We start from the raw sequence: 13,572 nt of genomic DNA, 5'->3' as shown, positions 1-13,572 counted from the left end.
GACCTCAGCTCGCCGTCGAAGGCGTGTTGAGGAAGCTCTTGCGACGGCCGTAGAGCAGGTAGACGACGATCCCGACCACGTTCCACGCCAGGAAGCGGCCAAGCGTCGCCGGCGGCAGGCTGATCATGAAGTAGAGGCAGCCGACCACCGCCAGCGGACCGACCACCCACACGGCCGGGCAGCGGAACAGGCGCGGCAGGTCGGGCTTGGTCACGCGCAGAACCATCACGCAGACGGCCACGCAGATGAAGGCCAGCAGGGTGCCGGCGTTCGACAGCTCGGCGATCTCGTCCAGTCGGAACAGGCCCGCGACCACAGCCACGAAGGCGCCGACCATCAGGGTCAGCTTCACCGGCGTGCCGCGACGCTCGTGCAGACGGCTCAGGCCGTGCGGCAGCAGGCCGTCGCGCGACATCACGAAGAATACCCGCGTCTGGCCGAACATCATCACCAGGATGACGCTGGGCAGGGCGATGACGGCCGCCGCCGCGATGGCCACCGCCGCCCAGGGGTGGTTCAGGCTGCGCAGGATGAAGGCCAGCGGCTCGCCGCTGCGGGCGAACTCGCTATAGGCCCAGGCCCCGACCGCGCAGGTGGCGACCAGCATGTAGATCAGGGTGCTGACGACCATCGAGCCGACGATGCCGATGGTCAGGTCGCGCTTGGGGTTCTTCACCTCCTCGGCCGAGGTCGAGACCGCGTCGAAGCCGAAGAAGGCGAAGAACACGATGGCCGCCGCCGCCATGACGCCGCGGGTGTGGCCGTTCACGGTCTCGGACGCGAAGCCGTAGGGCATGAAGGGGGTGAAGTTCTCGGGCTTCAGCGCGGTGATGGTCAGCATCACGAACACGGCCAGGGCCAGGATCTTGATGGCCACCAGGGCGATGTTGACCACCGCGCTCTCCTTGGCGCCGCGGATCAGCAGGGCGGTGACCGCCAGCACGATCAGCACCGCCGGCAGGTTGACGACGCCGCCGCCGTGCGGTCCGGCCAGCAGGGCCGCCGGCAGGGTTACGCCCGCGCTCTTCAGAAGCCCGACCATGTAGCCCGACCAGCCCACCGCCACGGCGCTGCAGGTCACCGAATATTCCAGGACGAGGCTCCAGCCGACGATCCAGGCCAGCCCCTCGCCCAGCACGGCGTAGGCGTAGGTGTAGGCGCTGCCGGCCGCCGGGATCATGGTGGCCATCTCGGCATAGGTCAGGGCGGCGAACACGCAGAGCACGCCGCAGGCCGCGAAGGCCAGGATCACGGCGGGACCGGCCCGTTCCGCGCCGATGCCGGTCAGGGTGTAGATGCCCGTGCCGATGATCGCGCCGATGCCCAGGGCGATCAGGTGCGGCCAACTCAGCGTCGGCTTGAGGCGGCGGCTTTCCTCGACGCGGAGCACCGCGTCCAGCGCCTTGCGGCGCGTCCAGAAGGTCATCAGTCCCAGTCCCCTGTTGTTGTCGCGCCCGGCCCCCTCGCCGGTCCGCGCTTTACGAAAACGGCCTGTCGATCGCGGCCGAAGGCTTGGTGAACCAGGCCGCGCCGTCGGGCGTGACATGGAAATGGTCTTCGAGCCGGACGCCGAACTGGTCGGGCAGCACGATCATCGGCTCGTTGGAAAAGCACATGCCGACCGCCAGCGGGGTCGTGTCGCCGCGTACCAGATACGGGCCTTCATGGATGGAGAGGCCGATGCCGTGGCCGGTGCGATGCGGCAGGCCGGGCAAGGCGTAGTCGGGGCCCAGGCCATGGCGTTGCAGCACCTCGCGCGCCGTCTGGTCGATCACTTCGCACGGCACGCCGGGCCGCACGGCCGCGAAGGCTGCGGCCTGGGCCTCGTGCTCGATGTCCCAGATCCGCCGGTGCTCGGCGCTGGGCGTCCCGAAGACGTAGGTGCGGGTGATGTCGGAATGGTAGCCGTCGATCTGACAGCCGGTGTCGATCAGCACGAGATCGCCGTCCGCCAGGCTCTGCTCGCCCGGCACGCCATGCGGATAGGCGCTGGCGACGCCGAACTGCACCGCGCAGAAGGTCGAGCCGTTGTCGGCCCCGCAGGCGCGGTGGGCCGTGTCGATGAAGCGCTTGACCTCGCCGGTGGTGATCCCGGGGCGCAGGATCGCGGCGGCGCGGCGATGGACCTCCAGGGTCAGGCTCTTGGCGTATTGCAGCAAAGCGAGCTCGGCCGGCGACTTGATCCCGCGGCAGCCGTCGACGACGGGCGCGGCGTTCAGCACGGTGAGGTCGGGCGCGGCCCGGCGGACGTCGTCGAAGGCCTGGAAGGACAGGGCCGGGTCGAAGGCCAGGGTCGTGACGCCCAGCGCCTTCAGCATCTCGGCGACCAGCGCGCCCGGCGGCTCGTCCTCCTGCCAGAGACGGATCTCGGCCTCGACGCCCAGGCTGGCTTCCAGCGAGCCCAGCTCGAAGGCCGGGCAGATCATCATCGGCTCGCCCTCGACGGGCAGCAGCATGGCGACCAGTCGCTCGGTCGCACCCCAGGTCACGCCGGTGAAATAGCGCAGGCTGGCGCCGGCGCCGATCAGCAGCGCCTGGGCGCCCAGCGCCCGCGTCAGGCCCCGCGCCTTGGCCAGGCGCGCCCGGCGCTCGGCAGCGTCGATCGGCGCGGGCCGGCCGGGCGGCGGCGCGAGGTCAGCGAGTTCCTGTTCGGCGGAAGATCCGCCAATGCCGGTCGTCATGCGGCGATCTCCTTGGCGCGGCGCGCGGCGCCGGGGGCGAAACGGTCCAGGTCGAACGGCGCCAGGTCAACCGCCGCCGCGCCGCCGCCGGCCAGGGCGGTGACGATCTCGCCGGTCGTCGCCGCCAGGGTCAGACCCAGATGCTGGTGGCCGAAGGCGTAGATCAGGTTGGACGCACGGCGGCTGACGCCGATGGCCGGCAGGTAGTCGGGCAAGGTCGGCCGCGCGCCCATCCACTGGCTGCGCGACGCCGCCATCGGCAGGCCCAGCGCGCCCACATGCCGATGCAGGCGCGCCCATTTGCGTGGATCGGCCGGAGAATCCTGGCGGGCGAACTCGACGAAGCTGGCCGCCCTCAGCCGGTCGCCGAACCGGGTGACGATCATCGACCGGTCCTCGAAGACCACCGGCGGCAGGTCACCCCACGCGCGTCCATCGCCTTCGAGGACCTCGCCCTCGATGTGATAGCCGCGCTCGGCGACGATGGGCGCGACATGGCCCAGGCCTCGCATCAGCCGCCCGCTGCCGACTCCGGCGGCCAGGACGATCTGGTCCGCTCGCGGCGCCTCGCCGTCGTCCAGGGCCACGACCGCGCGACCGCCCTCGAGCCTCAGCGCCGTGACCCTGGCCGAACGAATCGTGCCGCCCAGGGCCACGAAGGCGTCGCGCAGGGTCCGCAGGGCCAGGCCAGGATCGCTGATCTGCCCGCTGTTCTCGAAACGCAGGCCGCCCGCCGGAGCGACGGCCAGACGGCTGGCGACCTCCAGCAGCTCGACGCCTCGCAGGTCGCGCGTTCGCGCCTGGCCGATGTCGGCCGCGCCCCAGGCCGCCCTGCCCTTTTCGGCGCTGGCCAGGCTCTCCCAGACCACGATGTGGCCGCGCTCGCTCAGCAGGTCGGGCCGGCCGGCCGCCGCGGCGAGACGTCGCCAGGCCGGGATCGCGTCGGCGAGCAAGGCGCCCAGCGCCGCCTTTCCGTGATCGAAGGCGTCCGGCGCGCAGGCCTGGACATACCGCCCCGCCCAGCCGCCCCATGAGAGAATGTCCGCGAATCTGAAGTCCAGGGCCCCGCCGCGCGGGAACCAGCGCGTCGGCGCCGATCTCAACGCCTTCATCGAGGCGATCGGTTCGACCTGTTCGATGGCGATATGGCCGGCATTGCCCCAGGACGCCGATGGACCGGCGCCCTCGTCGATGAGCAGCACGTCAGCGCCCGCGCGTCGGAGATCCAACGCGCAGGCAAGCCCCACCACGCCTCCGCCGACAACGACTATACTCATTGGACAGCCACCAGGCCTTTACCTCGAGATCTCATATCGTATATGGTAGACGAACATCACAGAGGTGCAAGCGGTATGAATTCGATCTCCTGGCGCGGCGTCTATCCAGCGGCGACCACTCAATTCAATGCGGACTCGTCCATCGACTTCGAGGCGAGCCAGGGCGTCCTCGACGCCCTGATCAAGGACGGCGTCCATGGGCTCATCGTGCTCGGCACCTGCGGCGAAAACAACTCGCTTGAAGCCGATGAGAAGCGCGCGGCGCTGAAAGCCGCCGTCGAAGTGGTCGCGGGGCGCGTTCCGGTGGTGGTCGGTGTCTCGGAAATGACCACCGACCGCGCCGCCAAGTTCGCCAAGGACGCCGAAGCCCTCGGCGCCGACGCCCTCATGGTGCTGCCGGCCATGGTCTATGTGCCGACCGAGCTGGAGCTGGAGCACCACTTCCGCACGGTCGCGGCGGCCACCAGCCTGCCGATGATGCTCTACAACAACCCGCCGGCCTATCGCGTCTCGATTACCACCAGCGTGCTGCAGCGCCTGGCGGACGTGCCCAATATCGTGGCGGTCAAGGAAAGCGCGCCCGACACCCGCCGCTTCACCGACCTGCTCAACGTCTTCGGCGATCGCTACATCCTGATGGCCGGTCTCGACGACGTCGCGCTGGAGGGTCTGCTGCTGGGCGCCCACGGCTGGGTCTCGGGCCTGACCAGCGCCTTCCCGCAGGAATCGGTGGCCCTGGTGGCCGCCATCGACCGGGGCGACCTGGCCGAAGCCCTGCGAATCTACCGCTGGTTCATGCCGCTGCTGCACCTCGACGCCGAACATGATCTCGTCCAGTCTATCAAGCTGGCCGAGCAGATCATGGGCCGGGGCTCCGAGCGCGTCCGCACGCCGCGCCTGCCGCTGGCCGGGGCCCGTCGCGCCGAGGTGACGGCCATGGTCGAGAAGGCCGCCGCCACCCGTCCCGTCGGCTAGGCCCCGATCAACCAGGACTGTCGATCAGCCATGCGTCACACCTTCTTCTGCATTGACGGCCACACCGCCGGCAATCCCGTACGGCTGATCGTCGGCGGCGCGCCCCTGCTCCGGGGCGCGTCGATGAGCGAGCGCCGCCAGGACTTCCTGGAGCGCTTCGACTGGATCCGCACGGGCCTCATGTTCGAGCCGCGAGGCCACGACATGATGTCCGGCGGCTTCCTCTATCCCCCCACCCGCGACGACACCGAGGCCGGCATCCTGTTCGTCGAGACCAGCGGCTGCCTGCCGATGTGCGGCCATGGCACGATCGGCATGGTCACCTTCGCCCTGGAGAACGGCCTGATCACCCCGCGCGTCCCGGGCCGCCTGAAGCTGGAAGTGCCGGCCGGCGTCATCGACATCGAATACAAGACGGCGGGCGACAAGGTCACGGCGGTGAAGATCGTCAATGTGCCGGCCTATCTGGCGGTGACCGACATCGAGATCGACGTTCCGGGCCTGGGTCCGCTGAAGCTGGACGTCGCCTATGGCGGCAACTTCTACGCCATCGTCGAGCCGCAGGGCGCGTACAAGGGCCTGGACGCGTTCAGCGCTCAGGACATCCTGCGCTACAGCCCCATCGTCCGCGAATTGGTGCGCGAGAAGACCACGCCCATCCACCCGCTGGATCCGACCATTCGCGGGGTCAGCCACGTCTTGTGGGCCGACGGTCCCAGCACGGAAGGCGCAGACGGCAAAGCCGATGGGCGCAACGCGGTGTTCTACGGCGACAAGGCCATCGATCGCAGCCCCTGCGGCACCGGCACCTCGGCCCGCCTGGCCCATCTCCACGCCAAGAACAGGCTCAAGGTCGGCGAGACCTTCGTGCATGAAAGCTTCATTCGCAGCCGCTTCATCGGCAAGGTCGAGGCGGAAACCGCAATCGGGGATCAGGCCGCGATCATTCCCTCCGTCGAGGGCTCGGCGATCTCGACCGGCTTCAATACGATCTGGATCGATCAGGCAGACCAGTTCTGGCGAGGTTTTCAAGTCGTTTAGGGCGCGGTCGACGATTTCTTGTTTGCACTGGCCGGTTACAGGGACCTATGACCGTTGAGGGCGCGCTTCGCGCCGCCAAGCCTTTGCGCTTCTTGAGAGACACGCCCACCCGATGACCATCGTCGTCCGCACCCTCTCCGACCAGACCTATGAGCTGGTCCGCAAGCGTATCCTGCTGGGCCAGATGGCCCCTGGGACGCCGGTGCGACAGGACACGATCGCCGAGGAGCTGGGGGTCAGCAAGATCCCGCTGCGCGAGGCCCTGAGCCGGCTGGAGCAGGACGGCCTGCTCAGCTCCTACCCGAACCGCGGCTATGTCGTTCGGCCGCTGTCGGTCGACGAGGCGCACGAGGTGTTCGATCTGCGCCTCAAGCTGGAGCCCGGCGCGACGGCCGCGGGCTGCAAGAAGGCCACGCCCGAGGATCAGCAGGTGGTCAAGGCCGCCCTGGCCGCCCTCGAGACGGCCCAGCAGAGCGGCGCCCCGGGCGATCACGTGTCGATGAACCGCGCCTTCCACATGGCCATGATCCGGCCTTCGGGCGGCCTGGTCACCTATCAGCTGCTGGAACGCCTTCAGGTCCTGGCCGAGCGCTATGTGCGCGTCCACCTGGAGCCCTATGGCCGGGAAGCCCGTGCGGCCGAGGAGCATCGCGAGCTTCTCGACGCCTGGCTGAAGGGCGACGCCGCCAAGGTCGAGTCCCTGACCGCCGCCCACATCCGCGGCACGATGAAGGACCTGAAGCAGCAGCTGTCGGCCTAGGCGCCGCGCTTATTGCGTACGATATGATACCGTATACAGTCCCCAGCTTGAGAAGCTTGGGGATGAGCCATGGCGCGCGGATTGACGCAACGGTCGGCGATCGCCGCCGCCTCAGGATTGGTCCTCTGGCTGTCGGGGTTCTGCGCGCAGGCCGCGCCTAGGCCGCAAGAGCCTCTTCTCATCACCGGCGTCACGGTGATCGACGGCACAGGCGCCCCGCCTCGGCCCAACGCCGCCGTGCGGATCGAGAACGGCCGCATCGTCTCGATCGGCGACACGCCGGCCAAGCCGCCGAGGAAGGTCCGCGTCATTGACGGCCGAGGCCGCTATCTGCTGCCCGGCTTCATCGACAGCAACGCCCACGTCTCTGTCTACGGCACGCCGGCGCGCCGCGACACCTCGCTGAAATACGCCGATCGGGGCGAGGAGCTGGCGCTGGAGTTCGCCCAGCGCGCCCTCAAGTACGGCGTCACCACGGTGCGCGACAGCTATGGCGTCCTGCCACCGACCCTGGCGGTCCGCGACCGCATCGACCGGGGCGAAGCGGTCGGCGCGCGCATCAAGGCCGCCGGCAATATCCTGGGCTGGAGCGGTCCGTTCTCGCTGTCGTTCTCGCTGACCAAGGATTCCGACCTGTCGGTCTTTCAAGAGCAATGGAACGACCTGCTGGCCCAGGACATGGGTGAGGAGATCATGGACATGACCCCGGACGAGCTGCGGGTCGCCATGAACCGCTATCTCGACAAGGGCGTCGACTTCATCAAATACGGCGGCACCAGCCATTTCGTCCGCCCCTCGCTGATCGGCTTCTCGCCGCGCCAGCAGGCGGTGATCGTCGGAGAAGCTCACAAGCGCGGCAAGCTGGTCGAGACCCACGCCACCAGCTCCGAAGGCCTGCGCCTCGCCGTCGAGGCCGGCATCGACCTGATCCAGCATCCCGAACTGATGAGCCGCGACCTGCCCGACGACCTGATCCGGCTGATCGTCGACAAGAACGTGCTATGCGGCGTGCGCGCCAACATGATCACCGGCGCCGCGCGGGAAAAGCACCTGGCCAAGCGCACCGAGGCGCAAGGACAGATCGACAAGCTGCCGGCCGCGACCACCAGCGCCGAACGCTGGCGGCGGCTGGACATGCTGGGCGACAACGAGGACATCCAGCGCCGCAACGCCGAGCGCCTGATCAAGGCCGGTTGCCGGGTGACGCCCGCCACCGACGCCTTCTTCGGCGACGCGCCGGAGTTTCGCCGCGCCCCGAAGCCCGACGCGGCCGAGCCTGGCATCGCCACGCTGCGCGCCATCGAAGGCTTCGTGGAGCTGGGCCTGACGCCGATGCAGGCGATCGTCGCGGCGACCAAGACCGGCGCGGCCGCGGCGGCCATGCCAGACCTCGGAACCATCGCGCCCGGCAGGATCGCCGATCTGGTGCTGCTGTCCGCCGATCCGCTGGCAGACATCCGCAACATCGAGAGGATCGACGGGGTCATCGCCCAGGGCCACTGGGTCGACCCGGCCGCCCTGCCCGAGCGGCCGGTGTTCTATAAAAAACCTAGCGCCGTCGCGCCGTGATGATGGTGTCGATCTCGTCGGTGCGGGGGTTGATGAACTCCAGCTGGACGCGGCCGTCTTGCAAGGTCTTGACCGTGGCCGGGACGGAGCTGTTGGTCAGCACCCAGCCGGCGGGCAGCACCACGGTGTTCAGCGGCCGGCCGAATGACCGCCGCCAGACCAGCTCGTCGCCGACCAGCGTGTAGCGCTCGGCGTCGGTATAGGTCTCGCTGAAGCGCAGGCGAGCGCTCTGGCCCGGCTTCACGGGATCGAAGTGGAAAACGATAGCCTCGGTCTCGGGCGTGACGCCCTTCTGGTCGGGCGCGGCCTTCAGGATGTCGGCGCCCTTCAGCATCTCCCACTTCAGGGCCGCGCCGGTGTCGAGGTTGCGCGCCGATGGCTTGGAGGCGGCGCTGCCGGCCCGGACGATATTGACATAGACGCCCACGCCCGGCCGGGTCTCGGTGTAGTCGTGATAGAGATCGAAGCTGTGGGTTTCCGGCGGCTGCAGGAAGTACGCGATCTCGCGGCTCTGGTGGGCGCGCTCGTCCAGCGCCTTGGCCTGTGACGAGGCGCCAGATTTCAGGTTCGGCGAAGGCCGCGCCTTGACCACTAGCGGCGCCTGGGCCGGGGTGTTGTTCCAGAAGGCGATCTTGAGGCGGCCGTCGGCCTCCTGCAGCACCTGGGCCGGATAGTTGCAGGACACCAGCTCGTAGCCCGCCGGCAGAACCACCGCGTTGCGCTTCACGCCCAGCGGCCGGTCGAAGACGATCAGCTCGCCCTCCTGATAGTAGCTCTTGGCGTCCTCATAGGTCTTGTCGATCAGCACCCGGCCCTCGCCGCCGTCGGCCGGCACCGGATGGGCCAGCTCGACGCGGATGTAGCTGCCGTCGGGACTGGCCCCGCGCACCCCGCCGGCCTTGGCGACATCGCCGCCGACCACGTCGAACTTCAGCGGCTTGCCGGTGGCGCGGTCGCTGACGCTTTCGTCGGTGGCCACGCTGCCGGGCCGGATGGGATTGTAGTAGGCGCTCGCCCCTGGCGTGCTGGCGGTGATCTCGTAGACGATCCGGAACTTGTGACTGCCCGGGCCCAGCAGTTCATAGCGCGTGTAGCCGTCGGACTCGGTCTGTTGCGGCGGCGTGGCGGCCGTCTGCGCTTGGAGCGGCCCCGCCAGCAGCAGCGTCAGGGCCGTCCCGGCCAGCGCCTTGCGAAATACCGACATGCTTCCCTCCCCTTTGGGCTTCACCTCGCCAAGCCTCACCGTATACATAATACGATAACTCGACGAGCGTCCTGGGGACTGTACATGCGGACTGGCGGATTGATCGTACTGGCGTTGACCCTGCAGGCGACACCGGTCCTTGCGCAGGTGACGGCTCAGGACATGACGCGCTCGCTGCGGCTGCGCGAGACGCAGATGTACCTGACCCGCGACGTCGCCGATCCGGCCGGGTGGTCGGGCGACGACAAGCTATTCTACCGCAAGACGGTCGAGGGCGGCTTCGCCTTCGTCACCTACGACGTCAAGACCGGCGCCAAGACGCCCAGCTTCGACCAGGCCCGCATCGCCGCCGGCCTCGGCAAGGCCGCCAACACGACCTTCGACCCGCTGCGGCTGCCGTTCGAGACCTTCACCTTCGCCGACAAGGGCGCGGCGATCCGTTTCGCGTTCAATGAAGCCGGTTGGCGCTGTACGCTGACCGACTACAGCTGCGCCGAGGCGCCCCGGCCAGGTCGGCCCAGCGGCTTCGGCGTGGTGCGCGACCTGTCCGTCCCGGCCGACAACCATCCGCGCCGCTCGCCCGACGGCCAGTGGGAGGCGCGTGTCGAGAACTTCAACATCGCCGTGCGCCCGGTCGGCGGAGCCTGGAAACGGATCAGCACCGACGGCTCGGAGGCCAACTTCTACGATCCGGAGTCGATCGTCTGGTCGCCGGACTCGGCCAAGCTGGCCGCCTATCGCGTGCGCCCCGGCTTCCGGCGCATCGTCTATCGCGTCGAGGCCCGTCCCGCCGATCAGGTGCAGCCCAAGCTCCAGACCCAGCTCTATCCGAAGCCCGGCGACGCGGTGGACATCGAGCGGCCGGTCGTCTTCCTGGCGGCCGAAGGCAAGCAGTTGCCGACGCCGGACGACCTGTTCGCCAACCCTTACGACCTCTCCAAGCTGGAATGGCGCAAGGACAGCGCCACGGTGTCCTTCATCTACGAGCAGCGCGGCCACCAGTTGGCCCGCGTGATCGAGATCGACGCCAGAACCGGCCAGCCGCGCGCCGTGGTCACCGAGACGGCCAAGACCTTCATCAATGAGGGCCGCCGCTTCCGGCAGGACATCGACAACGGCCGCGAGGTCCTTTGGATGTCCGAGCGCGACGGCTGGAACCACCTTTACCTGTTCGACGGCAAGACCGGCGCTGTGAAGACCCAGATCACCAAGGGCCCCTGGGTGGTGCGCCAAGTGCTGAAGGTCGACGAGGCCAAGCGCCAGATCTACTTCGCCGCCAGCGGCATGGTCGCCGGTCAGGATCCCTACTTCCAGCACGTCTATCGCATCGGCTTCGACGGCAAGGGGCTGACGGCCCTGACCAGCGCCGACGCCTATCACGACGTGGCCCTGTCGCCGGACGCCAGCCTCTATGTCGACACCTATTCCCGCGTCGACCTGCCGCCGGTCTCGGAGCTGCGCCGCACGAGTGACGGCGGCCTGGTCGCCATGCTCGAGAAACCCGACATCAGCCAGCTGGTCGCCGCCGGTTTCAAGCCGCCAGAGCCGTTCGTCGCCAAGGGCCGCGACGGGAAAACCGACATCCACGGCCTGATCGTCCGCCCACGGAATTTCGATCCCACCAAGCGCTATCCGGTGATCGAGAACATCTATGCCGGCCCGCATTCCAGCTTCGTGCCCAAGACCTGGTGGCCGTTCGGCTATCACGCGGGCGGCGACAAGGTGGTGGGCATGCAGTCCCTGGCGGATCTGGGCTTCATCGTCGTGCAGATCGACGGCATGGGCACGCTGAACCGCTCGAAGGCCTTCCACGACGTGGCCTGGAAGAACCTGGCCGACTCCGGCTTCCCCGACCGGATCCTCTGGCACAAGGCCGTGGCGGCCAAGTATCCCGGGTACGACATCAGTCGCGTCGGCATCTACGGCGGCTCGGCCGGCGGCCAGTCGACGGCCCTGGCCCTGCTCTACCATCCGGAGTTCTACAAGGTCGGGGTGGCCTTCGCCGGCTGCTTCGACAACCGCATGGACAAGATCAGCTGGAACGAGCAGTGGCTGGGCTGGCCCGTCGACCAGAGCTATTCGGACGCCTCGGCGATCGACAACGCCTGGCGCCTGCAGGGCAAGCTGCTGATGATCGTCGGCGAGCAGGACAAGAACGTCGACCCCGCCTCGACCCTGCAGTTCGCCGACGCCCTGATCAAGGCCGACAAGGAATTCGACCTGCTGGTCGTGCCGGGCGAAGGCCATTCCGTCGGCCGCTCCACCGGCCCGATCGACTACGGCCAGCGCAAGGAATTCGAGTTCTTCCTGCGCCACCTGGCCGGCCAGGAGCCGCCGAACTGGAACGCGCGCGCGATGGTCACGCCGGTGGCGGCGCGCTGAGAGGAAAAACGCTCCCGATCGGTGAGATCGGGAGCGTCTTCAGTCAGCCGAGCGGCCCGTTCAGTTGCCTTGTGTCGCGCTGTCGTAGAAGGCGTCGAGGTCCTTCTTGAACTGCGTGGTGACCGCCGGGTTGATGTAAACCATGTGCCCGGACTCGTAGTACTTGTAGGTCAGGTTCTTCTGCAGGCTCGGATCGATCTGCATGTGCTTCAGGTCATACTCCGCCCCGAAGAACGGCGTGGCCATGTCGTAATAGCCGTTCTGCGACAGCACCTTCAGCTTCGGGTTCTGGCGCATGGCCATCGACAGGTCGAGCGCGGTGTCGGCCAGGGCCATCTGAGCGCCGCCTCCGCGTCCGCCCGGCGCCCTGTGCTTCTGGTCCCACTTTCCGCCGCCGATCTGGGCGTAGTAGTTCGGGCGGTAGCTGAGCTTGGTCTTATAGCCCAGGGTGCCGAACAGATACTTGTTCAGCGCGCCGATATAGGCCCCGCTGATCGAGGTGTCGGTGGCGTCGAACTCGGGACCGTCGCCGCCATCATCGACGTCGATGCCCTTGAAGCGCGAGTCCAGGCGGCCAACGGTGCGCGACTGGTCACGCAACAGCTCCTTGCGGAACCGGCCGAGCTCGACACGCAAGTCGACGCTGAGCAGGAACTTCTCGGACAGACCCGTATAGGCGCTCATCTGCTTGGCGATGGCCGAGCGTTCGGCGTCGCTGAGGTCCGAGCCCTTGGCCATGGCCGTGGCATAGGGCCCGCGGGCCCATTCGCGCACCTCGGTAAGGAACGGCTCCAGCGCCGCCGGGCGGTTTTGCAGGCGGTTGTGGTACCAGGCCGTGGCCGCGTAGCTGGGCAGGTAGGTGACGAAGATCTGGTCGAAGCCCGGCTGGCGGATGCCGTAGTTCAGGATCGACGACAGCAGGACGACGCCGTTGACCTGCACGCCGCGCTCCTGCAGGGCGTGGACCAGGCCGGCCGAGCGCAGGGTGCCGTAGCTCTCGCCGAACAGGAACTTGGGGCTGTCCCAGCGGTCGTTGATCGTCAGGTAGCGCATGACCCCGCGCGCGAAGGCGTCGATGTCCTGGTCGACGCCATAGAACTCCGGTCCCTTCGACTTGCCGATCGGCCGCGACAGGCCCGTGCCGATGGCGTCGATGAAGACGATGTCGGTCTTGTCCAGCATCGTCTCGTGGTTCTCGGTGATCTTGTAGGGCGCCGGCGCGGCGACCTCGACCAGCGGCGTCTCGACGTGCACGGGACCGATCGAGCCCATGTGCAGCCACATGCTCGAGGAGCCCGGGCCGCCGTTATAGGTGAAGGTCACAGGACGCGGCGCCGAGCCCTTGGGACGGTCGGCCACGTAGGCGACGTAGAACATGCTGGCCACCGCCTCGCCGTCGTCGTTGCGGATGACGACGGTGCCGGGGGTGACGGTATAGCCGATGACCTTGCCGCCGACCGTCACCGAACCGCGCCTGGGCTGGGCGTCCTCCTCGGCGCTGGCCTGGGCCAGGTCGGGGGCGTCGGCCTTGGCGGCCTTTTCGGAACCCTTGGCCGGGGCCTCGACGGCCGGCGGCTTTTCCTGGGCCAGGACGGGCTGCGCCGCGAGGGCGGCCAGGCCCAGGGCGGCTATGAGGGGATACGCACGCATGGAAATCTCCGGATGGAAGTCTTGGTCTGGTCT

The 13,572-nt window shown here is 68.3% G+C and carries 10 protein-coding genes; 5 read left to right on the top strand and 5 right to left on the bottom strand.

Features of this window, described 5'->3' with window-relative positions:
* Window positions 1-4: 4 nt before the first annotated feature.
* The 3 genes from EIK80_RS15945 to EIK80_RS15935 are packed head-to-tail and all read right to left on the bottom strand — an operon-like array spanning window position 5 to window position 3,958.
* Entirely contained in the window at window positions 5-1,426 is a 1,422-nt protein-coding gene (locus EIK80_RS15945; protein WP_125158010.1) for an amino acid permease, read from the bottom strand.
* A 52-nt stretch (window positions 1,427-1,478) separates the two neighbouring features.
* A complete protein-coding gene (locus tag EIK80_RS15940) occupies window positions 1,479-2,681 on the bottom strand; it encodes a Xaa-Pro peptidase family protein (protein ID WP_125158009.1) in 1,203 nt (400 codons plus the stop codon).
* Window positions 2,678-3,958, bottom strand: a complete 1,281-nt coding sequence (locus EIK80_RS15935; RefSeq protein WP_125158008.1) for an FAD-binding oxidoreductase — start codon at window positions 3,956-3,958, stop codon at window positions 2,678-2,680. Before EIK80_RS15935 ends, EIK80_RS15940 begins: the two co-directional genes overlap by 4 nt.
* 75 nt (window positions 3,959-4,033) lie before the next feature.
* Between EIK80_RS15935 and EIK80_RS15930 the strand changes: the two genes are divergently transcribed.
* The 4 genes from EIK80_RS15930 to EIK80_RS15915 all read left to right on the top strand — a co-directional run bounded on the left by EIK80_RS15930 (window position 4,034) and on the right by EIK80_RS15915 (window position 8,303).
* Window positions 4,034-4,933: a dihydrodipicolinate synthase family protein gene (locus EIK80_RS15930; protein WP_125158007.1), complete on the top strand. Its 900-nt coding sequence runs from the start codon at window positions 4,034-4,036 to the stop codon at window positions 4,931-4,933.
* A gap of 30 nt (window positions 4,934-4,963) precedes the next feature.
* Window positions 4,964-5,974 (top strand): 4-hydroxyproline epimerase, encoded by a 1,011-nt coding sequence (locus EIK80_RS15925; RefSeq protein WP_125158006.1) that lies wholly within the window; start codon window positions 4,964-4,966, stop codon window positions 5,972-5,974.
* 112 nt (window positions 5,975-6,086) lie between these two features.
* Window positions 6,087-6,734, top strand: a complete 648-nt coding sequence (locus EIK80_RS15920) for a GntR family transcriptional regulator (RefSeq protein ID WP_125158005.1) — start codon at window positions 6,087-6,089, stop codon at window positions 6,732-6,734.
* Window positions 6,735-6,803: 69 nt separating this feature from the next.
* Window positions 6,804-8,303: an amidohydrolase family protein gene (locus EIK80_RS15915; protein ID WP_125158004.1), complete on the top strand. Its 1,500-nt coding sequence runs from the start codon at window positions 6,804-6,806 to the stop codon at window positions 8,301-8,303.
* Here the strand turns inward: EIK80_RS15915 and EIK80_RS15910 are convergent.
* The gene (locus EIK80_RS15910; RefSeq protein ID WP_125158003.1) at window positions 8,284-9,507 is read right to left on the bottom strand and encodes a hypothetical protein; all 1,224 of its coding nucleotides are present in this window, start codon (window positions 9,505-9,507) and stop codon (window positions 8,284-8,286) included. The genes EIK80_RS15915 and EIK80_RS15910 overlap by 20 nt on opposite strands.
* A gap of 84 nt (window positions 9,508-9,591) precedes the next feature.
* On the opposite strand from EIK80_RS15910, the gene EIK80_RS15905 reads away from it, so the two are divergent.
* Entirely contained in the window at window positions 9,592-11,889 is a 2,298-nt protein-coding gene (locus EIK80_RS15905) for a S9 family peptidase (RefSeq protein ID WP_125158002.1), read from the top strand.
* A 60-nt stretch (window positions 11,890-11,949) separates the two neighbouring features.
* On the opposite strand, the gene EIK80_RS15900 is transcribed toward EIK80_RS15905, so the two are convergent.
* A complete protein-coding gene (locus EIK80_RS15900) occupies window positions 11,950-13,539 on the bottom strand; it encodes a S10 family peptidase (RefSeq protein ID WP_125158001.1) in 1,590 nt (529 codons plus the stop codon).
* Between the last annotated feature and the right edge of the window lie 33 nt (window positions 13,540-13,572).

Origin of the sequence: Caulobacter sp. 602-1 (assembly GCF_003931565.1) — a bacterium.
Classification (GTDB): domain Bacteria; phylum Pseudomonadota; class Alphaproteobacteria; order Caulobacterales; family Caulobacteraceae; genus Caulobacter.
Note: the sequence above shows the minus strand (reverse complement) of the source record. Positions and strands in the feature narration are given on the sequence as shown.

Excerpts from the sequence above, each read along its gene's own strand:
- EIK80_RS15930 (WP_125158007.1), top strand. The coding sequence starts at position 4,034 with ATGAATTCGATCTCCTGGCGCGGCGTCTATCCAGCGGCGACCACTCAA.
- EIK80_RS15920 (WP_125158005.1), top strand. The coding sequence starts at position 6,087 with ATGACCATCGTCGTCCGCACCCTCTCCGACCAGACCTATGAGCTGGTC.
- EIK80_RS15945 (WP_125158010.1), bottom strand. The coding sequence starts at position 1,426 with ATGACCTTCTGGACGCGCCGCAAGGCGCTGGACGCGGTGCTCCGCGTC.
- EIK80_RS15905 (WP_125158002.1), top strand. The coding sequence starts at position 9,592 with ATGCGGACTGGCGGATTGATCGTACTGGCGTTGACCCTGCAGGCGACA.
- EIK80_RS15935 (WP_125158008.1), bottom strand. The coding sequence starts at position 3,958 with ATGAGTATAGTCGTTGTCGGCGGAGGCGTGGTGGGGCTTGCCTGCGCG.
- EIK80_RS15940 (WP_125158009.1), bottom strand. The coding sequence starts at position 2,681 with ATGACGACCGGCATTGGCGGATCTTCCGCCGAACAGGAACTCGCTGAC.
- EIK80_RS15925 (WP_125158006.1), top strand. The coding sequence starts at position 4,964 with ATGCGTCACACCTTCTTCTGCATTGACGGCCACACCGCCGGCAATCCC.
- EIK80_RS15915 (WP_125158004.1), top strand. The coding sequence starts at position 6,804 with ATGGCGCGCGGATTGACGCAACGGTCGGCGATCGCCGCCGCCTCAGGA.
- EIK80_RS15910 (WP_125158003.1), bottom strand. The coding sequence starts at position 9,507 with ATGTCGGTATTTCGCAAGGCGCTGGCCGGGACGGCCCTGACGCTGCTG.
- EIK80_RS15900 (WP_125158001.1), bottom strand. The coding sequence starts at position 13,539 with ATGCGTGCGTATCCCCTCATAGCCGCCCTGGGCCTGGCCGCCCTCGCG.